The 25409-nt window shown below is 59.8% G+C and carries 21 protein-coding genes; 8 read left to right on the top strand and 13 right to left on the bottom strand.

Annotation, left to right across the window (positions count from 1 at the left end; all coding sequences use genetic code 11):
* Positions 1 to 91: 91 nt before the first annotated feature.
* The 6 genes from BFL40_RS04440 to BFL40_RS04415 all read right to left on the bottom strand — a co-directional run bounded on the left by BFL40_RS04440 (position 92) and on the right by BFL40_RS04415 (position 9755).
* Entirely contained in the window at positions 92 to 661 is a 570-nt protein-coding gene (locus BFL40_RS04440) for a lipocalin family protein (RefSeq protein WP_071482622.1), read from the bottom strand.
* A 30-nt stretch (positions 662 to 691) separates the two neighbouring features.
* Positions 692 to 946: a hypothetical protein gene (locus tag BFL40_RS04435; protein WP_071482621.1), complete on the bottom strand. Its 255-nt coding sequence runs from the start codon at positions 944 to 946 to the stop codon at positions 692 to 694.
* 176 nt (positions 947 to 1122) lie between these two features.
* A complete protein-coding gene (locus tag BFL40_RS04430) occupies positions 1123 to 2133 on the bottom strand; it encodes a class 1 fructose-bisphosphatase (protein WP_003237460.1) in 1011 nt (336 codons plus the stop codon).
* 96 nt (positions 2134 to 2229) lie between these two features.
* On the bottom strand, positions 2230 to 3579 hold the full coding sequence (locus BFL40_RS04425) for a DUF3999 domain-containing protein (protein WP_071482620.1): 1350 nt from the start codon (positions 3577 to 3579) through the stop codon (positions 2230 to 2232).
* Entirely contained in the window at positions 3579 to 7133 is a 3555-nt protein-coding gene (locus tag BFL40_RS04420) for a DUF2339 domain-containing protein (RefSeq protein WP_071482619.1), read from the bottom strand. Before BFL40_RS04420 ends, BFL40_RS04425 begins: the two co-directional genes overlap by 1 nt.
* A 171-nt stretch (positions 7134 to 7304) precedes the next feature.
* The gene (locus tag BFL40_RS04415) at positions 7305 to 9755 is read right to left on the bottom strand and encodes a glycogen/starch/alpha-glucan phosphorylase (protein ID WP_071482618.1); all 2451 of its coding nucleotides are present in this window, start codon (positions 9753 to 9755) and stop codon (positions 7305 to 7307) included.
* A 239-nt stretch (positions 9756 to 9994) separates the two neighbouring features.
* On the opposite strand from BFL40_RS04415, the gene BFL40_RS04410 reads away from it, so the two are divergent.
* Positions 9995 to 10429 (top strand): YkgJ family cysteine cluster protein, encoded by a 435-nt coding sequence (locus BFL40_RS04410; RefSeq protein ID WP_071482617.1) that lies wholly within the window; start codon positions 9995 to 9997, stop codon positions 10427 to 10429.
* A 178-nt stretch (positions 10430 to 10607) separates the two neighbouring features.
* On the opposite strand, the gene typA is transcribed toward BFL40_RS04410, so the two are convergent.
* Together typA and thiI are read right to left on the bottom strand one after the other, a co-directional pair.
* Positions 10608 to 12428, bottom strand: a complete 1821-nt coding sequence (gene typA, locus BFL40_RS04405; RefSeq protein WP_003217997.1) for a translational GTPase TypA — start codon at positions 12426 to 12428, stop codon at positions 10608 to 10610.
* A gap of 139 nt (positions 12429 to 12567) precedes the next feature.
* Positions 12568 to 14022 (bottom strand): tRNA uracil 4-sulfurtransferase ThiI, encoded by a 1455-nt coding sequence (thiI, locus tag BFL40_RS04400; RefSeq protein ID WP_071482616.1) that lies wholly within the window; start codon positions 14020 to 14022, stop codon positions 12568 to 12570.
* Between the two features lie 333 nt (positions 14023 to 14355).
* Here thiI and glnA point away from each other — a divergent pair, with 333 nt between their 5' ends.
* The 4 genes from glnA (at position 14356) to ntrC (ending at position 19315) form a co-directional block, all read left to right on the top strand.
* Positions 14356 to 15762, top strand: a complete 1407-nt coding sequence (gene glnA, locus BFL40_RS04395; RefSeq protein WP_071482615.1) for a glutamate--ammonia ligase — start codon at positions 14356 to 14358, stop codon at positions 15760 to 15762.
* 172 nt (positions 15763 to 15934) lie between these two features.
* Complete coding sequence (locus BFL40_RS04390) at positions 15935 to 16471, top strand: chorismate mutase (protein ID WP_071482614.1); 537 nt, start codon at positions 15935 to 15937, stop codon at positions 16469 to 16471.
* 325 nt (positions 16472 to 16796) lie between these two features.
* A complete protein-coding gene (gene glnL / locus BFL40_RS04385) occupies positions 16797 to 17882 on the top strand; it encodes a nitrogen regulation protein NR(II) (protein WP_024072896.1) in 1086 nt (361 codons plus the stop codon).
* Positions 17879 to 19315 (top strand): nitrogen regulation protein NR(I), encoded by a 1437-nt coding sequence (gene ntrC, locus BFL40_RS04380; RefSeq protein WP_071482613.1) that lies wholly within the window; start codon positions 17879 to 17881, stop codon positions 19313 to 19315. Before glnL ends, ntrC begins: the two co-directional genes overlap by 4 nt.
* Before the next feature lie 122 nt (positions 19316 to 19437).
* Here ntrC and BFL40_RS34010 read toward each other — a convergent pair whose 3' ends face one another.
* Together BFL40_RS34010 and BFL40_RS04375 are read right to left on the bottom strand one after the other, a co-directional pair.
* The gene (locus BFL40_RS34010; protein ID WP_176999959.1) at positions 19438 to 19617 is read right to left on the bottom strand and encodes a hypothetical protein; all 180 of its coding nucleotides are present in this window, start codon (positions 19615 to 19617) and stop codon (positions 19438 to 19440) included.
* A gap of 314 nt (positions 19618 to 19931) precedes the next feature.
* On the bottom strand, positions 19932 to 20372 hold the full coding sequence (locus BFL40_RS04375; protein ID WP_071482612.1) for a hypothetical protein: 441 nt from the start codon (positions 20370 to 20372) through the stop codon (positions 19932 to 19934).
* Between BFL40_RS04375 and BFL40_RS04370 the strand changes: the two genes are divergently transcribed.
* The gene (locus tag BFL40_RS04370; RefSeq protein ID WP_003171120.1) at positions 20371 to 20826 is read left to right on the top strand and encodes a tRNA (cytidine(34)-2'-O)-methyltransferase; all 456 of its coding nucleotides are present in this window, start codon (positions 20371 to 20373) and stop codon (positions 20824 to 20826) included. The two genes, BFL40_RS04375 and BFL40_RS04370, sit on opposite strands and share 2 nt — an antisense overlap.
* 145 nt (positions 20827 to 20971) lie before the next feature.
* On the opposite strand, the gene secB is transcribed toward BFL40_RS04370, so the two are convergent.
* The 3 genes from secB to BFL40_RS04355 are packed head-to-tail and all read right to left on the bottom strand — an operon-like array spanning position 20972 to position 22163.
* The gene (secB, locus tag BFL40_RS04365) at positions 20972 to 21451 is read right to left on the bottom strand and encodes a protein-export chaperone SecB (protein WP_071482611.1); all 480 of its coding nucleotides are present in this window, start codon (positions 21449 to 21451) and stop codon (positions 20972 to 20974) included.
* 42 nt (positions 21452 to 21493) lie between these two features.
* Complete coding sequence (gene grxC, locus BFL40_RS04360; protein WP_010213876.1) at positions 21494 to 21748, bottom strand: glutaredoxin 3; 255 nt, start codon at positions 21746 to 21748, stop codon at positions 21494 to 21496.
* Between the two features lies 1 nt (position 21749).
* The gene (locus BFL40_RS04355) at positions 21750 to 22163 is read right to left on the bottom strand and encodes a rhodanese-like domain-containing protein (protein ID WP_071482610.1); all 414 of its coding nucleotides are present in this window, start codon (positions 22161 to 22163) and stop codon (positions 21750 to 21752) included.
* Between the two features lie 150 nt (positions 22164 to 22313).
* Here BFL40_RS04355 and gpmI point away from each other — a divergent pair, with 150 nt between their 5' ends.
* Both gpmI and BFL40_RS04345 read left to right on the top strand, forming a co-directional pair.
* Positions 22314 to 23840 carry a 2,3-bisphosphoglycerate-independent phosphoglycerate mutase gene (gpmI, locus tag BFL40_RS04350; protein ID WP_071482609.1) on the top strand — a complete coding sequence of 509 codons (1527 nt, stop codon included), beginning with the start codon at positions 22314 to 22316 and terminating at the stop codon, positions 23838 to 23840.
* Between the two features lie 252 nt (positions 23841 to 24092).
* Positions 24093 to 25388 carry a murein hydrolase activator EnvC family protein gene (locus BFL40_RS04345; protein ID WP_071482608.1) on the top strand — a complete coding sequence of 432 codons (1296 nt, stop codon included), beginning with the start codon at positions 24093 to 24095 and terminating at the stop codon, positions 25386 to 25388.
* The last annotated feature ends 21 nt before the right edge of the window (positions 25389 to 25409 follow it).

Here is a 25409-nt window from a genome sequence, read left to right as displayed (position 1 = left end):
CGATGCAGTTACCTCGGTACATCAGGTACACCGAGTTGATGCCATCGCAGGCAAGCCAGCTCCCACATTTTGATTGGCGGCGATCGCAAAATTACTGCGAGGTTTTGGCCATCTGCTTGTCCGACGTACGCCAGATCAAACGAGTCGTGTCATAACCCTGCTGACGCGCCCTGCTTTGCAGGTCTTCGAGGGTATCGGCGCTGACCGTCGGGGTCCGGGACAACAACCACATATAGCGCCGGTTCGGGCTGCCGACGATGGCGGTCTTGTAGTCATCGCTGACGTACAACACCCAGTAATCGCCCTTGGCGACGCCCGGCAGCAGCGACGTAAACCAGTTATTGAATTCCACCCAGAGCTTGTCGGTCTTGCCGGACACTTGCGGCGTGGCCGTGCCCTTGGCCTCTTCCCATTTCCATTCGGTCGTCAGGCAGCGGTTGAACACCGACATGTCGCCATCAGGCAGCAAGGTATAACGGGCTTCGGACTGCGCGCAATTGCGCTGGAAGTACATCGGCAATCGGGCCAACTCATACCAGGTGCCCTGGTAACGCTTGAGGTTGACGTTGCCGGCTGTCTTGGGTTGCAGATCATCGCCAGAATGGCTGGCGCAGCCCGCCAAAAACAGGCTGGCACAAAGGTATAAAACAAAACGCATCATTCTTTTTCTCCCGTAGGCTCGCGCCCCGGTTTACTTCAGGCCTTGCCCGGAAAACATCAGAACTTTGTCACCGGCGTACTGCACGCTGATAAAGCTGTTTTTATCGCCCCAGGTGCAACTGGACATGCCCAGTGCGCCGGAACAATCGCTCGGCTTGCCCAGCAACGACTCCACCTCAGCCTTGGCCATGCCAGCCGAGAGCTTCGCGTAATTTTCTTGGTTGACCTTGCTGCAAGCGGCCAATAGCACGCAAAAAGCCAGCAAAGCGAGACGGCGTAACGACATGGAAAAACTCCTGGAGAGAAGAAGCAGCTGGGGTGTCTGCCAGAAGCTTAGAAGGGAAAAGGGGTGTCTGGTTCCCGACAAGCAAAAACAAAAAAGCCCCGAAAACGCTGAAACGTTTCGGGGCTTTTTTAAGGGTGAACCGGCTCACAACAACGCCGGCCACTTATCGCACAGACTTACTTCTTGTGATAAGCCGTCACACGCTCAACTTCTTCCTTCGAACCCAGGAATACCGCCACACGCTGGTGCAGGCCTTCCGGCTGGATGTCGAGGATACGCTGGTGGCCGTCGGTGGACGCACCGCCCGCCTGCTCAACCAGGAACGACATCGGGTTGGCTTCGTACATCAGGCGCAGTTTGCCCGGTTTGGACGGCTCGCGGCTGTCACGTGGGTACATGAACAGGCCACCACGGGTCAGGATACGGTGCACATCGGCCACCATCGCGGCGACCCAGCGCATGTTGAAGTTTTTCTTCAACGGGCCTTCCTCGCCGGCCATCAGCTCGCCCACGTAGCGGGTGACGGGTTCTTCCCAGTGACGCTGGTTGGACATGTTGATCGCGAATTCCTGGGTGGAGGCAGGAATGGTGATGTCTTCGTGGGTCAGTACGAAGCTGCCCATTTCACGGTCCAGGGTGAAGCCTTTGACGCCGTCGCCCAGGGTCAGCACCAGCATGGTCTGTGGGCCGTAGATTGCGTAACCGGCAGCCACCTGCTCGGTGCCTGGCTGCAGGAAGGCCTTTTCGTTCAGGGCTTCGTTCTGGCTCAGGTATTCGTTCGGGCAACGCAGTACGGAGAAGATGGTGCCGACCGGTGCGTTGATGTCGATGTTGGACGAACCGTCCAGTGGGTCAAACACCAGCAGGTAGGCGCCTTTCGGGTATTTACCCGGGATCTGGTAGGCATTGTCCATTTCTTCGGACGCCATGCCGGCCAGGTGACCGCCCCATTCGTTGGCTTCGAGCAGGATCTCGTTGGAGATCACGTCGAGCTTCTTCTGCACTTCACCTTGGACGTTTTCAGTGCCCATGCTGCCCAGGACACCACCCAGTGCGCCTTTGGACACGGCGTGGCTGATTTCCTTGCAAGCACGCGCCACCACTTCGATAAGGAAGCGCAGATCGGCAGGCGTGTTGTTGCTGCGGGTCTGCTCGATCAAATAGCGACTCAGGGTAACGCGGGACATGGAAGGCTCCGGAAAATGGGGGGCTTAAAAACCCGCGCAGTTTAACGCGAGTCGAGGGTTATTTCCTCTAATCAGAGGATTTAACGCCAACAGAGTTCACGGTTTGACCTGTGGCTTGCGCAACAAACTGTAGGCCATGGCCCCCAGTGCCGCCACACCCAGCAGAAGCACGGCCCACAGGCCGAGTTTCTTCCAGTTGGGGCCAACCTCAGGCGATGTGGCAACGGCGAGAGCTTTCACCACTGCCTCCCCCGCGACTTTGGCCTGGCCCAACGTCTTCAGACGCTCGGTGCTGTAGTCGGGGATCAGGGTGGATAACGGCAGATTGGCAGCTTTCACCGACGCATTACCCAATGCCAGGGTGAACGGCGGCTCACCCCGCGCCAGGAACACCAACTGCGTGGAGCGCACGGCAAAGCGCAGCGCCGGCGCTTCTACACCCAGGCCACCACCGCGTTCATCTACCTGCAATTTGAGTTCAGCAACGGTTACACCGGGCAGTTGCAGTTCGTCTTGCACCACATCCTGGCCGTTCTGGGTCAGGCGGTAGAGCAAGCCATTGCTCAGCGGCTGCCAGGCTTGATTGGCTTCCCGACGCCCCGACAAGGTCACCGGCGCCAGCGTGTTCGGCTGCTTCAACTCGATACGCAAGCGCTCGACATTCAGTCCTGTAGGCAACTGCCAACTGTATTCCCCGGCCTTGAGCCGCGCACCGGCCAACGGCTGCGACCACACCAGTGGCATCGGCAAACTGCTGCTGATGGCGCTCACCAGCTTGGCCGAGGTCAGCAAAGGCGCCTCCTGGCCTTGCCACACCAGGCGCAGGTAACGCGCCGATTGCCCCGGCAGGCTCACATCATGTTGCTCGACCCGCTCGTCGGCAAACGACAGGCGCGCTACCTGGCCGTCGCCCCAAGACTCCCAGTGTTGCAGGTCATCACTGGCTTCAATGCTGAAACGCTGGAAGCCGTCTCTTTCGCGGCTCCAATCCAGGCTCAGTTGCTGCAAAGGCGCCTTGATCGCGCTGGCGTCCAGCACCCAGCCACGCAGCACTTGCTTGCCCGCCTTGGTGGATGGGCGCACTTCCAGCAACGTGCCTTCAGACGTGGACTTCATCACCACGCCAGGCAACGCGGCCTGCGTGTCGACGGCGTACAGCGGAAACCACTTCACGTCAGTAACGTTTCGGTTCTCGGAGCGTTGCGCCGATTGACGGGATAGCGCATAGGCCTGCTGCTCGCCGGCAGCGTTGAACACGCGCACGTCGCTGAGATCAGCCTGGCGTGCACTCAATTGCACCGCCAAGGGCAGCTCCAGCCGATACCAAGGGCCGCTGCCACTCACGGCCAGCGGCACTTGCGTGGTGAAGTCAGCCGGACCTTCCTGCGCGTATACCGCCGAACACACCAGCCATACCGCCCACCCGCTCAGACTCAGCTTGCCCATCAAGAAGACGCTCCCTCAGTTTCAATCACAGGTTCGGCACGTTTCGGCGGCAGCGGTGCAAAGTAACCCACCACCAGCAGCAACCCGCCCACGCCGATAAACGACACGATCCGCGCCAGGCCACCACGGTTGCTCAGCTCGACAAAGAACAGCTTGGCGACCACCACCGCAATCAACGCGGCACCGATCAGCCACACTTCGCGACGATGGCGCAGGTGGCCGCCGATCATCAGACCGAGGGCGATCAGGGTCCAGACAATCGACAAACTGGCCTGTACCAGCATGGATTCCAATAGCGCATCCAGATGAAACGGCACGTCGCCCCAATGATGAGCCGCGCGCATCACCAACGCAGTAAAGAAGGCAAACAGCGAAACACCTGCGACACCTTGGGCGACCAGCTCAGCACGCGGCCCACGCTGTGGCGCCACGCTGCGCGACCACAAATACACACCCAGCAGCGCAAACAGCAGGCCCAGATCCAACGGGTTAAGCAGCGGCACATACGGCAGTGGCTTGGCCGTGCCATCGCTGAAAATATTCGCCAGCCAGAACCAACCAAGCATCAACACCGCCAATGGCAGCGCCGCCAGCACGCGGTATTCACGCGGGTAAGCCGACACAGGCCATGGCCAACTGCGCGGCGCGGCGGCCAGCACCAAATAGACACTCGGCAGAATCGCCCAACCCAACCAGCGCCAGGCGTTGTACTCGCTCGACAGCAACAACAAGCCGTAACGCAGCTCCAGCGCCAACACACCGATCAGCATCCAGCAGCCCAGCACGTGTGCCACGCTCAGCACTTTGGCGGGAACCACCGTCGCCAAACGACGCAACGAGATGAAATGCACCCCAAACACCGCCAACCAGGCCAGCCAACCGAACTGCGCCGCCGGGTGGTAATACGCGTGGGCAGATACCAGCAATACCAACCCCGCCGCCGGCATCAGCAAGGTGCACAGCATGCCCATCGACGCCCAACGCAAGCGTTCGGCCAACAACGCCCAGATCGCCACGCTCACCGCCGCGATCGCCAGCAGGCACTGCCCTTGCAACTCATCAGGAATAAACCGCAGCACTTCACTGATCAACGCCAACGCCCACCATGCCGCCCCCCACACCAGCAACAGGTCGGACAGGCGTTGCAGTTGCAACACGGCAAACACCGGAGCATGTGGCTCACGCTGCAAGCGCCAGGCGCCGACCAAGGCGGCCAGGCCGAGCACCATTGGCGTCCAGAAACCGCTGTGCGCCAATGGGCGCAGGCCCTCGCCGGTCAACGGCCCCAACAACTCCGGCACCGCGAGCAAGAACGAGCCGCCGCCGATCAGTTGCAGCAGCAAGCCAAACACAAAACTGACGCGCTGTTGCAGGTACAGGCTCAGCCAGATGATCAACAACCCACTGGCCGCCCACACGCCGCTCGCACTCTCCCATGGCAGTACAAACAGCACGGCCAGATTGATCAATGCCAAGCCCGCGAGCAGCACCACCGACAACCCGCGCAGCAGGCGTACATCGCTGCGCACCATATCGTCGCGCGCAGCCAGCAACATGCCGCCGACCAACGCCAAGCCGATCAGGGAAGCGGTCAGCAAGCCGGTCCAACCGGCACTGAATACCGCCCCTCCTTCACCCCCTTGCAAGCGCAACAGGAACAACGCACCGCCCAACAACTGCACGGCGAACGCGCTGAACAGGAAGGTGCGAGAGCCGATACGCAGGCCGACAAACAGGGTCACCAGACCGGCGATTGCCCAACTGATGGCAGTGCCTTGGGTCAGCAACAGTAACGGTGCGAGCAGGTACAAAAAGCCCAAACCGAGACTCGCCAGCACCGGCAAGCCTTGGCGCTCCCAATCCGCCGCCTGTTCGGTCGGCGCCTTGCGCAGTTGATGGAAGCTGAACAGTAACGCCGCGCCCAGCAGCAACGCGCCCAATGGCGCACCGTCGAGCAAGGTGCGTTCGCCAACGCGTAGCTCGCTGAGGAATGCCAGCGCCGAGCCCAACTGCAACAATAAGCCGAATGCTCGCGCCAACGGCCGCTGCTGACGCAAACCGAGCCAGAAGATCCCGGCGCCTTCAACGGCCCAGGCAGCAGCGGTCCAGCGGGCATCGAGACCCAGCGGGATAGCGAGACTGGCAAAGATCACGCCCAGCGCCAGGCAGGTTTCCGCCAGCAGCAAGGCGCGCCCGCCACTCAGCAACCGCGCCAGGCCCATATAGATAATGCCCAGGCCCAGCGCACTGAACGCCGCAGCGAACTCCATGTGCTGAACCAACGCGAACTGCAATCCAAAGCCCACCAGCGGTGGCCCGAACAACATACTGCCATCGACATAATCGCCTTTGGCCGCCGACCAACGCAGCAACGCGCCACGGCTGTCATCTTCGGGTGCATCGCTCATCTCCAGCAATTTGCGCCGGGCGAACAACAGGCCGATGGCCAGGTACATCAGGAAAAACACAATCAGGAACGGCTCGGTGCTCCACAGCAACTCCGGCGTATAGGAGCGCATGCCCCAAGCGAAACCGATGCCGAAGGTGCCGACAAACCCGATCAGGTTGAGCAAGCGCCAGGCCTTGAACCAGGCGATGCCGAGGATGCCGGCGTTGAGCAGGGCAAAGTAGCTGAATAGCGCCACATGGTTACCCGCGCCGGTGGAGGTAAGGATCGGCGCCGCAAAGCCGCCCAGCGCCGCCGCGCAAGCCAACCCCAACGCATCCTGGGTGATCGCCAGAATCGCGGAAAATACTGTGACCGCCACCAACAAGCCCAGAGCGGCACCCGGATCGATCAGCGGATGCAGGCGCATCGCGGCGAACACCGTCAGGTACAACACGGCAATACCGGTGCCTTGCAGCATCAAACCGTAATTGCTGTTACGCAGCCGCAGCCACCAACCCAGACCCAACAGGCCCACTGCGGCAGCGGCAACGCCTGCATAACGCAGTTCAATCGGTACCACCATGCCTTCGGTGGCATAGCGCAGCAGGAAGGCCAGGCCGAGGAACAACAACACCACACCGACCCGCAACACGGTATTGCCGCCAAACAGCCAATTGCGCGCGCCGCTGATAGCCCGTTCGATGAAGTTGGGGCCACGGGGGACAGCAGGTTCCGTAGGGCGCGGGGTCGGGGCAGGCGCCCAGACATCAGCCGGCAGCGGCTGGCTCGGCTCGGTTTCCATGGCAACCGGTGCGGGTATCAATTCGGCAGGCAGTTCCCAGACAAGATCGGGCGCCTTAGCCTCAGGTCCAGGTTCAACGACGGGGGATTGCGCAATGGCGGGGCCGACAAACACACCGCGCGCCAGCGGCGCAGGCTCTGGTTCGGAGGTTTCCAGTTGTGCCAGGCGTTGCTCCAGCGCTTTCAACGCCTTCTGCGCGGCCTCCAACTGACGACCCTGCTGATTCGCTTGAGTCGACAGCATCGACAAGCGAATCGCCTGGCCAATGCCCAACCCCAGCAGCGCGCCGAAACCGGCCTCCATGAGCGACTCATCGAGTGTCCAGCCGAGCGCCAGGCCAATCAGCATGAAAATCCATTGCATGGTCGATATCCCTAAGCAGCCCGAAGCGGGCAAACCGAGGCCTAGTATATCGACGCGGGAGCAATGTGGGAGCGGGCTTGCCCGCGAATGCGGTGTATCAGTCGACATATTCGTTAACTGACACACAGCATTCGCGAGCAAGCCTACTCCCACATTTTGGATCTGCGGTGTTTAGTCGAGGGCTTTCCAGATCTCGGTCGCGTACTCACGGATAGTCCGGTCGGACGAGAACCAACCCATGCGCGCCGTGTTGAGCACCGCCGACCGCCACCACGCCTTAGAGTCGTGCCAATGTTTTTCGACCGCGGCCTGGGCGTCCCAGTAGGAATCGAAGTCGGCACACACCAAGAAGCGGTCGTAATCAATCAACCCGTCGATCAACCCCACATAACGGCCCGGGTCATCCGGCGAGAACACCCCACCCCGAATTGCTTGCAGCACATCGTTGAGGCGATGGGACGCAGCAATATCCGGCCCGGCGTTGAATTCGCCGGCATGCTTGCGGGCTTCCACCTGCTGGGCGCTGAGGCCGAAGATAAACATGTGCTCGGCACCCACACGCTCGTGCATCTCCACGTTGGCGCCGTCCATGGTGCCGATGGTCAGCGCGCCGTTGAGGCCGAACTTCATATTGCTGGTGCCCGAGGCTTCAAAGCCGGCGGTGGAAATCTGCTCCGACAAATCCGCCGCTGGAATAATGCTTTCCGCCAGGCTGACGTTGTAGTTGGGCAAAAACACCACCTTGAGCAAACCGCGTACGGTCGGGTCGTTGTTGACGGTGCGGGCGATGTCGTTGGTCAGTTTGATGATCAGCTTGGCCTGGTGATAACTGGCCGCCGCCTTGCCGGAGAAAATCTTCACCCGAGGCACCCAGTCGGTGCCAGGCTCAGCACGGATCGCCTGGTACAGCGCCACGGTGTGCAGCAGGTTCAGCAGTTGGCGCTTGTACTCGTGGATACGCTTGACCTGCACATCGAACATCGCCGCCGGGTTGACCGAAATACCCAGGCGCTCATGGATGATGTCCGCCAGCGCACGTTTACTGTGCAGGCGCTGATCGGCGAAGGCTTTGCGGAACGCCTGTTTCTCGGCGAAGGTTTCCAACTCCGTCAGGCGGGTTTCCATGGTGTCGAGAATGTCCGGGCCCAGCGCTTCTACCAGCATCTCGGTGAGCTTGGGATTGGCCTGGTACAGCCAGCGGCGGAAGGTGATGCCGTTGGTTTTGTTGTTGATGCGCTGCGGGTACAGCTTGTGCAACTCGGAGAACACCGTGCTGCGCATCAGTTGGGTGTGCAAACCGGACACGCCGTTGACGCTATGGGAGCCGAGGAACGCCAGGTTACCCATGCGCACGCGGCGGCCGTTGTCTTCTTCGATCAGCGACACGGCACGCAATACGTCGAAGTCATGAATGCCCTTGGCGCGCAGCGAGTCGATGTGCTGAGCGTTGATCAGGTAGATGATCTGCATGTGCCGAGGCAGCATGCGTTCCATCAGGCCGACAGGCCAGGTTTCCAAGGCTTCGGGCAACAGGGTGTGGTTAGTGTAGGAAAGGGTTTCAACCGTGACATCCCACGCGGCTTCCCAAGGGATGTCGTGCAAGTCCACCAGTTGGCGCATCAACTCGGCCACGGCAATGGACGGGTGGGTATCGTTGAGCTGGATGGCGGCGTGCTCGCCCAGGCTCAGCACCGAACCGTGCATATTCTTGTGGCGGCGCAGCAGGTCTTGCAAGGAGGCTGCGACGAAGAAGTACTCCTGGCGCAGGCGCAATTCCTGCCCCGCTTCGGTGCTGTCGGCCGGGTAAAGCACCCGCGAGATGCTTTCGGCACGGGCCACTTCGGCTACGGCGCCCAAATGGTCACCGGCGTTGAAGCGCTCCAGGTGCAGGTCTTCCACCGCCCGTGCACGCCAAAGGCGCAGGGTGTTGACGCTAGCACCGCGCCAGCCGACCACCGGGGTGTCATAGGCGACGGCGCGCACGGTTTCACCGGGCGTCCACACCTGAATCATCTTGCCGGAGGCGTCCGCCAGGGTTTCGACGCTGCCGCCAAAGCCAATCGGGTAAATCACTTCGGCTCGCTCGAACTCCCATGGGTTGCCGAAATCCAGCCAGCGCTCGGTCTGCTCCTGTTGCCAGCCATCGACAATCGCCTGGCGAAATAAGCCGTGCTCATAACGGATGCCATAACCATGGCCGGCAATGCCCAAGGTCGACATGCTTTCCATAAAGCACGCGGCCAGGCGGCCCAAGCCACCATTGCCGAGCGCCGCGTCGGGCTCCAGCAGGCGGATGCGCTCCAGGTCGACGCCCAGCTCCACCAGCGCTTCGCGGGCGATCTCCAGCAAGCCGAGATTGCTCAGGCTGTCGTAGAGCAAACGGCCGATAAGGAATTCCAGGGAGAGGTAATAAACCCGCTTCTGACCTTTGCGGTAGATGTGCCGCGTATGGTTCATCCAGTGGTCGACCATCTGGTCGCGCGCGGCCAGGGCAATGGCTTCGAACCAGTCATGGTCGAAGGCGTGATCCGGGTCCTTGCCCACCGCGTAGGTGAGTTTGGTCAAGACGGCATCGCGAAATGCGGCTACCTCTGCTTCTCGTGCAAGCGGTTCCTGAGACATCGATGCGACCTCGGGCGAGATTGAAGGAGTTGCTAGAGCCTAGTCGGTCTGACAGACGGTAGACGCTCTGGTTCGGCAGTTTTTTAACTCATTCAGGGTTGCGTGGTTTTAATGCATTGGCCGTGCCTGCTTTTCACTCACGCGCACCTTTTGGCTGAAACCCAGAAAATATTGTTCAAAAAATCACCAATCCCGGTATGATCGCGCGCCCGGATACAGCCCCACCTTTTGGAACCCTGATGAAGCCTCAACTGATCGCCGCCGCGGAACTCGACCGACTTGAAACGTGGCAGAAATATTCCGCGCATATGTGCGGTGGCTGCGTGTCCAGCTGCTGCACGCTGCCGGTCGAAGTGAAGATCAAGGACCTGATCCGCATTGGCATCGTCGATGAGTTCGAGCTCGGCGACCCGCCGAAGAACATCGCCAAGCGTTTGCAGAAAGAAGGCATCGTCGAGCGCTTCAATTCCAAATCCGAAATTTTTACCCTGCAGCGCATGAGCAACAACGACTGCCTGTACCTGGATCGTAAGACCCGCTTCTGCACTATTTATGACAAGCGCCCGGATACCTGCCGCAACCACCCGAAAATCGGGCCGCGCCCAGGGTATTGCGCGTACAAGCCGAAGGAAGTGGTGCGCGAGACCAAGTTCAAGACCCTCGATAAGTTCTGATCCGATCGTTCCCACGCTCTGCGTGGGAATGCAGCCCTGGACGCTCTGCGTCCGCTCTTGAAAGCGGGACGCGGAGCGTCCCATGAGGCATTCCCACGCAGAGCGTGGGAACGATCAGGCATAAAAAAACGCCCCCGGCCTTTCGACCGGGGGCGTTTTTCATTCAGCCTGAGTTAACTCAGTTCTTGGCTTTCTTGGCAGCGCGGGTACGCTCGCCTTCGTCCAGGATCTTCTTACGCAGACGAATGGACTTCGGCGTCACTTCGCACAGCTCGTCGTCCTGGATGAATTCCAGAGCCTGTTCCAGGGTGAAGCGAACAGGTGGAACCAGGGCGATGGTTTCGTCTTTACCCGAAGCACGCATGTTGTCGAGCTTCTTGCCTTTGGTTGGGTTGACGCCCATGTCGTTGTCACGGCTGTTCAGACCAACGATCTGACCGTTGTAGATCTCTTGACCGTGTTCAACGAACAGCTTGCCACGCGCCTGCAGAGTTTCCAGGGAGTAGGTCAGTGCCTTACCGGTTTCTACCGATACCAGAACACCGTTCTGACGGCCGGACATGTCGCCGGACTTCATGGTGTCGTAGCGATCGAAGATCGAGGTCAGGATGCCAGCACCGTTGGTCAGGGTCAGGAACTGGTTACGGAAACCGATCAGACCACGAGCAGGGATGTTGTATTCCAGACGCACACGGCCTTTGCCATCCGGCACCATGTTGGTCAGGTCGCCTTTACGCAGACCCATCTCTTCCATCACCTTGCCCTGGGATTCTTCCGGGGTGTCGATGGTGACGTTTTCGAACGGTTCCTGCTTCACGCCGTCAACCTGACGGATGATCACTTCTGGACGACCAACGCCCATTTCGAAGCCTTCGCGACGCATGGTTTCGATCAGTACCGAGAGGTGCAGCTCACCACGGCCGGAAACTTTGAACTTGTCAGCCGAGTCGCCTTCTTCAACGCGCAGTGCAACGTTGTACAGCAGCTCTTTGTCCAGACGTTCCTTGATGTTACGGGAAGTCACGAACTTGCCTTCTTTACCGCAGAAAGGCGAGTCGTTTACCTGGAAGGTCATGGAAACGGTTGGCTCGTCAACGGTCAGAGGCTTCATCGCCTCGACGTTGTCCGGCTGGCACAGGGTGTCGGAGATGAACAACGAGTCCATACCGCTCACGCATACGATGTCGCCTGCGAAAGCTTCTTCAACGTCGATACGGTGCAGACCGTGGTGACCCATCAGCTTCAGGATACGACCGTTGCGTTTCTTGCCGTCGGCGCCGATGGCGACAACTGGAGTGTTCGGCTTGACGCTACCACGAGCGATACGGCCAACACCGATAACGCCCAGGAAGCTGTTGTAGTCCAGTGCCGAGATTTGCATCTGGAACGGGCCTTCACGGTCAACTTTCGGCGCAGGTACGTTGTCGACGATCGACTGGTACAGCGGGGTCATGTCTTCAGCCATGTCGGTGTGTTCCAGACCGGCAATGCCGTTCAGGGCCGAGGCGTAGACGACTTTGAAGTCCAGCTGTTCTTCGGTAGCACCCAGGTTGTCGAACAGGTCGAAGATCTGGTCCAGAACCCAGTCCGGACGCGCGCCTGGACGGTCAACCTTGTTGATGCACACGATCGGACGCAGGCCGGCTTCGAAAGCCTTCTTGGTCACGAAACGGGTTTGCGGCATAGGGCCGTCTTGGGCATCAACCAGCAGCAGAACGGAGTCAACCATCGACATTACACGTTCAACTTCGCCGCCGAAGTCGGCGTGGCCCGGGGTATCCACGATGTTGATGTGGTAGCCGTTCCAGTTGATAGCGGTGTTTTTAGCCAGGATGGTAATACCGCGCTCTTTTTCCTGGTCGTTGGAGTCCATCACGCGCTCGTCGTTGAGCTCGTTGCGCTCCAGGGTGCCGGATTGACGCAGGAGTTTGTCTACCAGGGTGGTTTTACCATGGTCAACGTGAGCAATGATGGCGATGTTACGTAGATTTTCGATCACTTGTGTATCTCGATCAGAGGATTCGGTGTGCTGACAGGTCGTGGCAGCGATTAACAGTAGAGTCAGGCCTTGCCGTTACAGCTTGACGGCAGAGTCGGGGGGCCGGTGACGCAGGCCACAGGCAAACAGCCCCGGGCTCTTAGCTCGGTCGATAAACGCGCACATTGGCATGCCCCTCACTGAGCAAATGGTGGGCATGCAGGCGACTCATCACGCCTTTGTCGCAATACAGCAGGTACTGACGGCTGTTATCCAGTTCCTTGAAACGCGCGTTCAGTGCGTAGAACGGCAGCGTTTGCACGTCGATGCCAGCGATTTCCAGCGGCTCATCTTCAGCAGCATCCGGGTGACGGATGTCGACGACGATCTGACCCGCCAGGGCTTCGCTGACTTCTTCGATTTTCACATCCTGGCCCAATTCGTCGATTACACGATCGATCGGCACCATTTTGGCGTTCTCGAGCGCACGCTCCAGAATCGCCATGTCGAACTGTTGTTCTTCGTACTCCACGCGGTTGCGCTTGGCGTGGGTCTTGGGGTTCACCGAGATGACCCCGCAATATTCAGGCATGTGCTTGGCAAAATCCGCCGTGCCGATTTCCTCGGCCAAGTCGATGATGTCCTGCTTGTGACTGGCGATCAGCGGGCGCAGCACCAGCTTTTCGGTCACACAGTCGATCAGCGACAGGTTCGGCAGCGTCTGGCTGGACACCTGGGAAATCGCTTCACCGGTCACCAGCGCGTCAATCTGCAACTGGTCGGCGATCCTGGACGCGGCGCGCAACATCATACGCTTCAATACCACGCCCATATGACTGTTATCGACTTTGCCGAGAATTTCGCCGAGCACTTCTTCAAACGGCACACTGACAAATAACACGCGCTGGGAGCTGCCGTACTTCTTCCAGATGAAGTGCGCGACTTCCATCACGCCCAATTCATGTGCGCGCCCGCCCAGATTAAAGAAGCAGAAGTGGCTCATCAGGCCGCGGCGCATGATCTGGTAAGCGGCAACCGTGGAATCGAAACCGCCGGACATCAGTACCAGGGTCTGTTCCAGGGCGCCCAAGGGGTAGCCGCCGATGCTGTTGTGCTGGCTGTGGATCACAAACAACCGTTGGTCGCGAATTTCCATGCGCACTTCAATTTGCGGCGCTTTCAGGGAAATTCCGGCGGCGCCGCACTCGCGACGCAGCTTGCTGCCGACGTATTTTTCGACATCCATGGAGCTGAAGGTGTGCTTGCCGGCACGCTTGCAACGCACCGAAAAAATCTTCCCCTCCAGCGCACTGCCGTAGTGCTGCTTGCACTTCTCGGTGATGTCGTCGAAGTCGCCCAGCGGGTACTCATCCACCTGCAGGAAATGCGCGATGCCCGGCATGCAGCTCAGGCGCTCGGTCATGTCCTTCAAGGCTTTGGCGTCGGTGATACGGGTTTCCAGCTCGAGGTTATCCCACACACCGTTCACCACCACAGCCGGGTCCAGATCGCGGAGCACGGCACGGATGTTCTTCGCCAATTGACGGATGAAACGCGTCCGTACCGGTCGGCTTTTGATGGTGATCTCGGGGAAGACTTTTACGATTAATTTCATGGAAACAGCGCGCGCCGGGCCTGCTGAAAAAGGGGGGCGCGGATTATAGCGGAAATCGCTCAAGGTTTAACCAGTTAATATGCATCGCACTCAATGCGCACCAAAACAGGTCATTTGCACAAAATGACGCTACATTGCAGTGCGTTATTTATTCCGTTTCAACGGATTGCACCTTTATAGGGGCCATTTTGAGGCAAAAAGGCCATGTTGGCGCACTGGCATGCAATTTGCTCTCTTGTGAGGCAGGTTGCCTTGGTCGAGTATTCGCGCCGGCATCACCCACATTCTAAGGGCTAACTCCACTACCCAGCCCGAAGCCACCCGGAGGACACCATGTCGAAGTCGGTTCAACTCATCAAAGATCATGACGTTAAATGGATTGATCTGCGCTTCACGGACACCAAAGGTACTCAGCACCACGTGACCATGCCGGCTCGTGATGCTCTGGATGACGCTTTCTTTGAAGAAGGCAAGATGTTCGACGGCTCCTCCATTGCCGGCTGGAAAGGCATCGAAGCTTCCGACATGATCCTGATGCCGGACGACAGCACTGCCGTTCTCGACCCTTTCACCGAAGACCCAACTCTGATCATCGTCTGCGACGTGATCGAACCTTCGACCATGCAAGGCTACGACCGTGACCCACGTGCGATCGCCAAGCGTGCCGAGGAATACCTGAAATCGACCGGTATCGGCGACACCGTATTCGTAGGCCCTGAGCCAGAATTCTTCATCTTTGATTCGGTCAAGTTCAAGTCCGACATCTCCGGCTCCATGTTCAAAATCTACTCCGAACAAGGTTCGTGGATGTCCGACCAGGACGTGGAAGGCGGCAACAAAGGCCACCGTCCAGGCGTCAAAGGTGGCTACTTCCCAGTTCCGCCATTCGACCACGACCACGAAATCCGTACCTCCATGTGCAACGCCATGGAAGAAATGGGCCTTGTCATCGAAGTTCACCACCACGAAGTGGCGACTGCCGGCCAGAACGAAATCGGTGTGAAGTTCAACACCCTGGTTGCCAAGGCTGACGAAGTTCAGACCCTGAAGTACTGCGTACACAACGTGGCTGATGCCTACGGCCGTACCGCTACCTTCATGCCTAAGCCTCTGTACGGCGATAACGGTTCGGGTATGCACGTTCACCTGTCCATCGCTAAAGATGGCAAGAACACCTTCGCCGGCGAAGGTTATGCCGGCCTGTCCGACACTGCCCTGTACTTCATCGGCGGTATCATCAAGCACGGTAAGGCCCTGAACGGCTTCACCAACCCAGCGACCAACTCCTACAAGCGTCTGGTCCCAGGTTTCGAAGCACCGGTAATGCTGGCCTACTCGGCCCGTAACCGTTCCGCCTCGATCCGTATTCCTTACGTGTCCAGCCCTCGCGCTCGCCGTATCGAAGCTCGCTTCCCGGACCCGGCAGCCAACCCGTACCTGGCCTTCGCAGCCCTGGTAATGGCTGGCCTGGACGGTATCCAGAACAAGATCCACCCTGGCGACGCCGCCGACAAAAACTTGTACGACCTGCCGCCTGAAGAGGCCAAAGAGATCCCACAAGTGTGCGGCAGCCTGAAAGAAGCCCTGGAAGAGCTGGACAAGGGCCGTGCGTTCCTGACCAAAGGCGGCGTATTCAGCGACGACTTCATCGATGCCTACATCGAGCTGAAAAGCGAAGAAGAAATCAAAGTACGCACCTTCGTACACCCACTGGAATACGAGCTGTACTACAGCTGCTGATCCGGTAGCGCCGCTTAACGTGGCGTGATGAAAAAAGACCTCCTTCGGGAGGTCTTTTTTTGTCCGGAGTTTTTAAAAAATGCTGCAGAAGGTTTGCCCGCGATTGCGCGGCATCAGGCACCTGTTGTATTGACTGACACACTGCCCACCGCCGCCCCACAGGAGATCACCTTTGAAGCTACGACTTGCATACGCTTTGTTGTTTGTCAGCGGCAGCGCACTCGCTGCACCGCCCACCCTGGAGCCCCTGCTCAACAGCATCGCCGAACGCCTGGCCATCGCCGACCAGGTGGCCCTGAGCAAATGGGACAGCCACAAGCCCGTAGAAGACAAGAAACGGGAACAGGAAGTGATTGCCAGCGTCGTCGCCCAGGCGCTCACTTACAAATTGGACCCCGCCGCTGCCGAGCAATTTTTTTCGGCGCAGATCGAGGCCAATAAACTGGTGCAATACACCCACCTTTCCGACTGGCAGTTCCAAGGCCAAGCGCCCGACGACCCGCGCCCGGATCTGGTAAAGCAAATTCGCCCGCAGCTGGACCAACTGCAAAAGCGTCTGCTCCAGCAACTGGCCGACTTCACCCCGCAGCGCACCGACCCGCAGTGCCCCCAGTGGCTGGCCGCAGCCGTTCATGAGCCGCTGAATGACCCGACGCGCCAGCTCGCGATGATCCGCGCCACTGCCGAGCTGTGCATCTACAAAGGTTAAAGACTGCAAACCCAATCAAAACTGTGGGAGCGGTCTTGCTCGCTCCCACATTTGGATTGCGGGCATTCAGATGCGCCCTCCACGCTTTCCTGAACAATCGTCACAAAACCGCACTATATTGGTGCGACAGCCTGCACTCTTCCCACCTTCCCAGCCCATTTTGGTTCGATTCTTCCCGAGCAAGCTGGCAGAACGCCACAGTTTCGCGCCTGAAACACCCATTTCAAGGCTTTCGCGCTTCTTTTCGGAGCCTTGGTTTGGTTTTTGCATTTTCCTTGTATCAGCGTGTGCCTCAAGCCCGCGCCTTGCTCCAAAAGAGGTCCTGATGACCATCAGCGATGCACTGCACCGTTTGTTACTCGACAACCTGACCACCGCGACCATCCTGCTCAATGACGATCTGCGTCTTGAGTATATGAACCCGGCGGCGGAGATGCTCCTGGCCATCAGCGGCCAGCGCAGCCATGGGCAGTTCATCAGCGAATTGTTCACCGAGTCGGCCGAAGCCTTGAGCTCGCTGCGCCAGGCAGTGGAGCAGGCACATCCGTTCACCAAGCGCGAGGCGATGCTCACGGCCCTCACCGGCCAGACCCTGACCGTCGACTACGCCGTGACCCCAATCCTGAGCAACGGCGCCACCCTGCTGCTGCTCGAAGTGCACCCCCGCGACCGCCTGCTGCGCATCACCAAAGAAGAAGCGCAATTGTCCAAACAGGAAACCAGCAAGATGCTGGTGCGCGGGCTGGCCCACGAGATCAAAAACCCGCTCGGCGGGATTCGCGGCGCCGCGCAATTGCTCGCTCGAGAGCTGCCGGACGAGCACCTCAAGGACTACACCAACGTCATCATTGAAGAAGCCGACCGCCTGCGCAACCTGGTGGACCGTATGCTCGGCTCCAACAAGCTGCCGTCGCTGGCGATGACCAATGTGCACGAGGTACTTGAGCGCGTCTGCCAGTTGGTCGAGGCCGAAAGCCAAGGCTGCATCACCTTGGTGCGCGACTACGACCCAAGCATTCCCGACGTGTTGATCGACCGCGAGCAAATGATCCAGGCCGTGCTCAACATCGTGCGCAACGCCATGCAGGCCATCAGCAGCCAGAACGAGCTGCGCCTGGGGCGCATCAGCCTGCGCACCCGCGCCTTGCGCCAGTTCACCATCGGCCACGTGCGCCATCGCCTGGTGACCAAGGTCGAGATCATCGACAACGGCCCAGGCATTCCTGCGGAACTCCAGGAAACCATTTTCTTTCCCATGGTCAGCGGCCGTCCGGACGGTACCGGGCTGGGCCTGGCCATTACCCAGAACATCATCAGCCAGCACCAGGGTCTGATCGAATGTGAGAGCCATCCTGGCCACACCACCTTCTCGATCTTTCTGCCTCTGGAACAAGGAGCCCCATCGACATGAGCCGTAGTGAAACTGTCTGGATCGTCGATGACGACCGTTCTATCCGCTGGGTCCTCGAGAAAGCCTTGCAACAGGAAGGCATGACCACCCAGAGCTTCGACAGCGCCGACGGGGTGATGAGCCGCCTGGCTCGCCAGCAGCCGGACGTGATCATTTCCGACATCCGCATGCCCGGCGCCAGTGGCCTGGACTTGCTGGCGCGGATTCGCGAACAGCACCCACGCCTGCCGGTGATCATCATGACCGCGCACTCCGACCTGGACAGCGCTGTCGCGTCCTATCAGGGCGGCGCGTTTGAATACCTGCCCAAGCCGTTCGATGTGGACGAGGCGGTAGCGCTGGTCAAGCGCGCCAACCAGCACGCCCAGGAACAGCAAAGCCAGGAAGCCCCGCCGACGCTGACCCGGACCCCGGAAATCATCGGCGAAGCCCCGGCGATGCAGGAAGTGTTTCGCGCCATCGGACGCTTGAGCCACTCCAACATCACCGTGCTGATCAACGGCGAGTCGGGTACCGGTAAAGAGCTGGTAGCCCACGCCCTGCACCGTCACAGCCCACGGGCGGCCTCGCCGTTTATCGCACTGAACATGGCGGCGATTCCGAAGGACTTGATGGAGTCCGAGCTATTCGGCCATGAGAAAGGCGCGTTCACCGGTGCAGCCAACCTGCGTCGCGGTCGTTTTGAACAGGCGGACGGCGGCACGCTGTTCCTCGATGAGATCGGCGACATGCCGGCCGACACCCAAACCCGCTTGCTGCGCGTATTGGCGGACGGTGAGTTCTACCGCGTCGGCGGGCACACGCCGGTCAAGGTCGACGTGCGCATCATCGCCGCGACCCACCAGAACCTGGAAACCCTGGTGCACGCGGGCAAATTCCGTGAGGATTTGTTCCACCGCCTCAATGTGATCCGCATCCACATTCCACGCATGTCGGACCGCCGCGAAGACATTCCGACCCTCGCCCGCCACTTCCTCAGCCGCGCCGCCCAAGAGCTGGCGGTTGAGCCGAAGCTGCTGAAAAGCGAGACAGAGGAATACCTGAAGAACCTGCCGTGGCCGGGTAACGTGCGCCAGCTGGAGAACACCTGCCGCTGGATCACCGTGATGGCGTCCGGGCGCGAAGTGCATATCAGCGACCTGCCGCCGGAGCTGTTGAGCCTGCCGCAGGATTCGGCGCCGGTCACCAACTGGGAACAAGCGTTGCGCCAATGGGCCGACCAGGCCCTGGCACGCGGCCAATCGAACCTGCTGGACAGCGCCGTGCCGGCCTTCGAGCGGATCATGATCGAGACCGCCTTGAAGCACACAGCCGGCCGCCGTCGCGACGCCGCCGTGCTGCTGGGCTGGGGCCGCAATACCCTGACTCGCAAAATCAAGGAGCTGGGTATGAAGGTCGATGGTGGGGATGATGATGAGGGGGATGAGGGCTGATCACCGCCCGTGATCGTTCCCACGCTCTGCGTGGGAATGCCGCCCTGGACGCTCTGCGTCCGCTTTTAGAGTCATGACGCGGAGCGTCACAGGATGCATTCCCACGCGGAGCGTGGGAACGATCAAACCCGATCTTCGTGCACCGCTTCAATGCACCACGAACCGGCATCGCGCACGGATGCAATGCTTAAAATCTCGGCCACGCTGAGAAAAATCTGAAAACCAAAAACACCAAAGCCCCGTATTCCGGGGCTTTGCGCTTTCTGGGAATTTTTTTCGGTACAAATTGCAAGTTCTGGCACGCGCCCTGCAATAACCCTTGTACAACCCAGTTTCGGGGACCTTGGTACAGGCAGGCCGAGAATCCCCTCTTTACACCCGGAGTGCTTGATGCGAACCGCGTCGCGCTCCACACCGCTTTGGGGAACCTCGGTACAGGCAGGCCGGGGACTCCCTCTTTAACACCGAAGCCTTTAAAGCTTCACCCCGTTTTGGGAGCCCTGGTACAGGCAGGCCGGGAACTCCCTTCTTTACACCCGGGGCTTATGCGGCACGCCGCCCATAGCCCCAGCCCGTTTTGGGAACCTTGGTACAGGCAGGCCGGGGATTCCCTCTTTTATTGCTCTTGGAGACGGATCTCCAGCCGCCAGCGGCCATCGACCTTCTCCCCTTTCCAGTCCCCGCGCAACGGCCGAGCCGCCACCAGGTTCAGCAGCAACCCGCCGTCGGTCTTGCGCACGCGCCAGTTCACATCCTTGTCATTGACCTTGAGTTGCCCGCTGGCAGCCTTGCCTTGCGCGTCGAACAGCAGCGCCACGGTGCCGTCGATATGCTCACCGTGCAGCTTGGGTTCGCTGTTGAACCACACCATCATCCCATCCGTCGCCGTCTCTACCTGTTGCAGCTCAACCGGGTCCGGGGTGGTCAGGCGGCCGATCATCAAGCCGATCATCAGGCCGACAATCGCCAATGAGCCCATAACCCTCGGCAATAGCTTCGGCCTTGGGTCCTCTTCGGGGGTAGAATGCAGCGCATCTTTGCCTTCGGAGCCGTGCATGTTTCACGTCATCCTTTTTCAACCAGAAATTCCGCCGAATACCGGCAACGTTATCAGGCTGTGCGCCAACAGTGGCTGCCACCTGCATTTGATCGAGCCTCTGGGCTTCGACATGGACGACAAGCGCCTGCGCCGCGCCGGGCTGGACTACCACGAGTACGCCACCCTCAAGCGCCACGCCGACCTGGCCAGCTGCCTGGAAAGCCTGGGCCACCCACGCCTGTTCGCGTTCACCACCAAGGGCTCGCGGCCGTTTCATGATGCCAGCTTCGCCGAAGGCGACGCCTTCCTGTTCGGCCCGGAAAGCCGTGGCCTGCCGGCCGAAGTGCTCGACGCCCTGCCCGACGGCCATCGCCTGCGCTTGCCGATGCGCGAGGGTTGCCGCAGCTTGAATTTGTCCAACACCGTCGCCGTTGCCGTCTACGAAGGCTGGCGCCAGCTAGGCTTTAAATAACACCCTCTCACTCTGTAGGAGCCGGCTTGCCGGCGATAGCGACCTCGAACATTACATCGATTTCAAGGGCCTCATCGCCGGCAAGCCGGCTCCTACAAGGGCATAAAAAAAGCGCCGGTTATGGCGCTTTTTTTACATCGTCGGCTTACTGAACGGTCGACGAACCTTCCTGTTGCATGCGCTGCAGCTCTTGAGCGTACAGGGCATCGAAGTTCACCGGAGCCAGCATCAGCGCAGGGAACGAGCCACGGGTGACCAGGCTGTCCAGAGTCTCACGGGCATACGGGAACAGGATGTTCGGGCAGAACGCGCCCAGGGTGTGGCTCATGGACGCTTCGTCCAGGCCCTGGATCAGGAAGATACCGGCCTGTTGCACTTCAGCGATAAAGGCCACTTCGTCGCCGTTCTTGACGGTAACCGACAGGGTCAGCACGACCTCGTGGAAGTCACCTTCCAGGGCTTTTTGGCGGGTGTTCAGGTCCAGCGCAACGCTTGGAGTCCATTCCTGGCGGAAGATAGCCGGGCTTTTCGGCGCTTCGAACGACAGGTCACGCACGTAGATCCGCTGCAGCGAAAACTGTGGGCCTTGAGCTTCTGCTGCTTCGGTGTTCTGTTGGTCAGTCATCGCAGATCCTTCTTGATCTTGGGGTCTTTTAGGGTTTAGGAGTCAGACGAGCAGCAGCGCATCGAGTTTACCGGCGCGCTCCAGGGCAAACAGGTCATCGCAGCCACCGATGTGCTTGGCGCCGATCCAGATCTGCGGCACGGACGTGCGTCCCGCCTTCTGGGCCATTTCGGCGCGCACTTGAGGTTTGCCGTCGACCTTGATCTCTTCGAAGGCAACACCCTTTTTCTCCAGCAAGGCCTTGGCCCGCATGCAGTAAGGGCACCAATCGCTGGAATACACGACAACCTGGCTCATATCACTTCACCAGCGGCAGGTTATCGGCCTTCCAACTGCCGATACCGCCGGACAGTTTGGCGGCGGTGAAACCGGCCTTGAGCATTTCGCGGGCGTGGGTGCCGGCGTGCTGGCCTTGGGCGTCGACCAGGATGATGGTCTTGGCTTTGTGTTTTTCCAGCTCGGCCAGGCGTGCGATCAGCTTGTCCTGTGGAATGTTCAGGGCACCGACGATATGGCCGGCGGCAAAATCCTTGACCGGGCGAATATCAACGACAACGGCCTCATCCTTGTTGACCAGCGCGGTCAGCTCCGACGTGCTCAGGCTGCGGCCACCACGGCTCATTTCATGAGCGATCAGCAGCGCCAGCAGGATGACGAAGGCACCCGCGAGCAGATAGTGGGCAGTGGCAAATGCAATCAGGTGATCAACCATCAAGGAGGTTCCAGGGCGTTAAAATGGCGGTAAGTATACACAGCCGCCGGGGGCGGCCAACCCCCGTAAAGCGGTGACGTGGTCGGAACTTCGCTTTAAACTGCCACTCCCTTTTCAATTGTCTTCCTTATTAGCGCCGCGAGAGGATCTATGACTACTACGCCTAAACCTTTGGTCCTGATAATTCTCGATGGCTTCGGACACAGTGAAAGCCACCACGACAACGCCGTGTACTCGGCCAACAAGCCTGTACTGGACCGCCTGACCGCCACCGTGCCTAACGGTTTGATCTCCGGCTCCGGCATGGACGTCGGCCTGCCGGACGGCCAGATGGGCAACTCGGAAGTCGGCCACATGAATCTTGGCGCCGGACGAGTGGTCTATCAGGACTTCACCCGTGTCACCAAATCGATCCGTGACGGCGAGTTCTTCGAGAATCCGACCATTTGCGCGGCGGTAGATAAAGCAGTCGCCGCCGGCAAGGCCGTGCACTTCATGGGCCTGCTGTCCGATGGTGGTGTACACAGCCACCAGGACCACCTGGTCGCCATGGCCGAACTGGCCTTCAAGCGCGGCGCCGACAAGATCTACCTGCACGCCTTCCTCGACGGCCGCGACACCCCACCGAAAAGCGCGCAATCGTCCATCGAACTGCTCGACGCCACCTTCGCAGCCCTGGGCAAAGGCCGCATCGCCAGCCTGGTAGGCCGCTACTTCGCCATGGACCGTGACAACCGCTGGGACCGTGTGTCCCAGGCTTACAACCTGATCGTCAACGGCCAGGCCGAATTCAACGCCGCCACCGCCCAGGAAGGCCTCGAAGCCGCCTACGCCCGTGGCGAGAGCGATGAATTCGTCAAAGCCACCACCCTCGGCGAGCCGGTGAAAGTGGAAGACGGCGACGCCGTGGTGTTCATGAACTTCCGCGCCGACCGTGCCCGCGAGTTGAGCCATGTGTTCGTTGATGCCGGCTTCAAGGACTTCGAACGCGCACGCCAGCCGAAGGTCGAGTTCGTGATGCTCACCCAATACGCCGCCAACATCCCGGCCCCGTCGGCTTTCGCCCCGGGCAGCCTGGAAAACGTGCTGGGCGACTACTTGGCAAAAAACGGCAAGACCCAGCTGCGCATCGCCGAAACCGAGAAATATGCCCACGTCACCTTCTTCTTCTCCGGCGGGCGTGAAGAACCGTTCCCAGGGGAAGAGCGCATCCTCATCCCGTCGCCAAAAGTCGCCACCTACGACCTGCAGCCGGAAATGAGCGCGCCGGAAGTGACCGACAAGATCGTCGACGCCATCGACAATCAGCGTTATGACGTGATCGTGGTCAACTACGCCAACGGCGACATGGTCGGCCATAGCGGCAATCTGGAAGCGGCAATCAAGGCCGTGGAATGCTTGGACCTGTGCGTCGGCCGCATCGTCGACGCCCTGGAAAAAGTCGGCGGCGAAGCGCTGATCACCGCTGACCACGGCAACTGCGAGCAGATGTCCGACGAATCCACCGGCCAAGCCCACACGGCCCACACCACCGAGCCGGTGCCGTTCATCTATGTCGGCAAGCGCGACCTGAAAGTGCGTAAAGGTGGCGTGCTGGCGGATGTGGCGCCGACCATGCTGAAACTGATGGGCCTGGAGAAGCCGGCCGAGATGACTGGCACTTCGATTCTGGTGTAACCGCTGATCGTTCCCACGCTCTGCGTGGGAATGCCGCCGGGGACGCTCTGCGTCCCACTTGCAATACCAAGCCCGAATTCTGCGCATTGGTGACGCAGAGCGTCACGCGATGCATTCCCACGCAGAGCGTGGGAACGATCAATATGCCCACCACTCGGCACCTATCTTGCTCCTCCGCCCGAATTGGGCGTTTTTTTTGCCGCGCTTGGCGGGCATACTAGGCCGTCCCTTTCCCTGGTGTCGCCCGCCTCTATGCTTCGCGCCTTGATTACCCTCGCTCTTGTCTGCCTGCTCCAACCGGCTTTTGCCGATGAGCGCGCGCAAACCCAACAACAGTTGGACGCTACGCGTCAGGACATTACCGAGCTGAAAAAACTGCTCGGCAAGCTCCAGGAAGAGAAATCCGGGGTGCAGAAAGACCTGCGCGGCACGGAAACCGAGATGGGCAAGCTGGAGAAGCAGGTCCAGGAGCTGCAAAAAGAATTAAAGAAGAGCGAGTCGGAACTGGAGCGACTCGACGCTGAGAAAAAAAAACTCCAGAGCGCCCGCGTTGAACAGCAACGCCTGATCGCAATTCAGGCTCGCGCCGCCTACCAGAGCGGCCGCCAGGAATACCTCAAGCTGCTGCTCAACCAGCAGAACCCGGAAAAATTCGCCCGCACCCTCACCTACTACGACTACCTGAGCAAGGCACGCCTGGCGCAACTAAAGGGTTTTAACGAAACCCTGCGGCAACTGGCCAATGTCGAGCAAGAAATTGCCGACCAGCAGTCACAGTTGCTCGACCAGAAAAGCAACCTTGACGCCCAGCGCGACCAGTTGGACACGGTGCGTAAGGACCGCCAGTTGGCCCTGGCCAAGCTCAATAACGACGTGAAAGCCCGTGACGCCAAACTCCAGGCCCGCGAGCAGGACCAGGCCGACCTGGGCAAAGTCCTCAAAACCATCGAAGAAACCCTGGCCCGCCAGGCACGTGAGGCCGAAGAAGCGCGGCAAAAAGCGCTGGTCGCCCAGCAGGAAGCCGAAAAAAAGCGCCAGCGTGAGGCCGAACTGGCAGCCACCACCGACGCCCCGGCGCCCCGTAAACCGGCGCATGCAGCCCCTGGCCCACTGGTTTCCAGCAGTGGCGAGTCGTTCGGCGGCCCTTTTGCTTCAGCTCGCGGCAAACTTCCATGGCCAGTTGATGGTCGACTGCTGGCACGCTTTGGTGAAACCCGTGGCGATGACACCCGCGCCAAGTGGGATGGGGTGATGATCAGCGCCGCCGCCGGCAGCCAGGTCCACGCCGTTCACGGCGGGCGTGTGGTGTTTGCTGATTGGCTGCGCGGTGCCGGTTTGTTGGTGATTCTTGACCACGGTAATGGCTATTTGAGCCTTTACGGCCACAATCAGACTTTACTCAAGTCGGCAGGTGATGTTGTAAAAGCCGGTGAATCCATCTCCACTGTCGGTAACAGTGGTGGCCAGGACACTCCGGCGCTGTACTTCGCTATTCGTCAGCAGGGTCGCCCGAGCGATCCCGCACAATGGTGCCGTTCCCAAGGATAGGGTCGCATCTACATTAGGAGT

The organism is Pseudomonas costantinii (genome assembly GCF_001870435.1).
Lineage (GTDB): Bacteria > Pseudomonadota > Gammaproteobacteria > Pseudomonadales > Pseudomonadaceae > Aquipseudomonas > Aquipseudomonas costantinii.
This window is presented reverse-complemented; position numbering and strand designations above follow the sequence as displayed.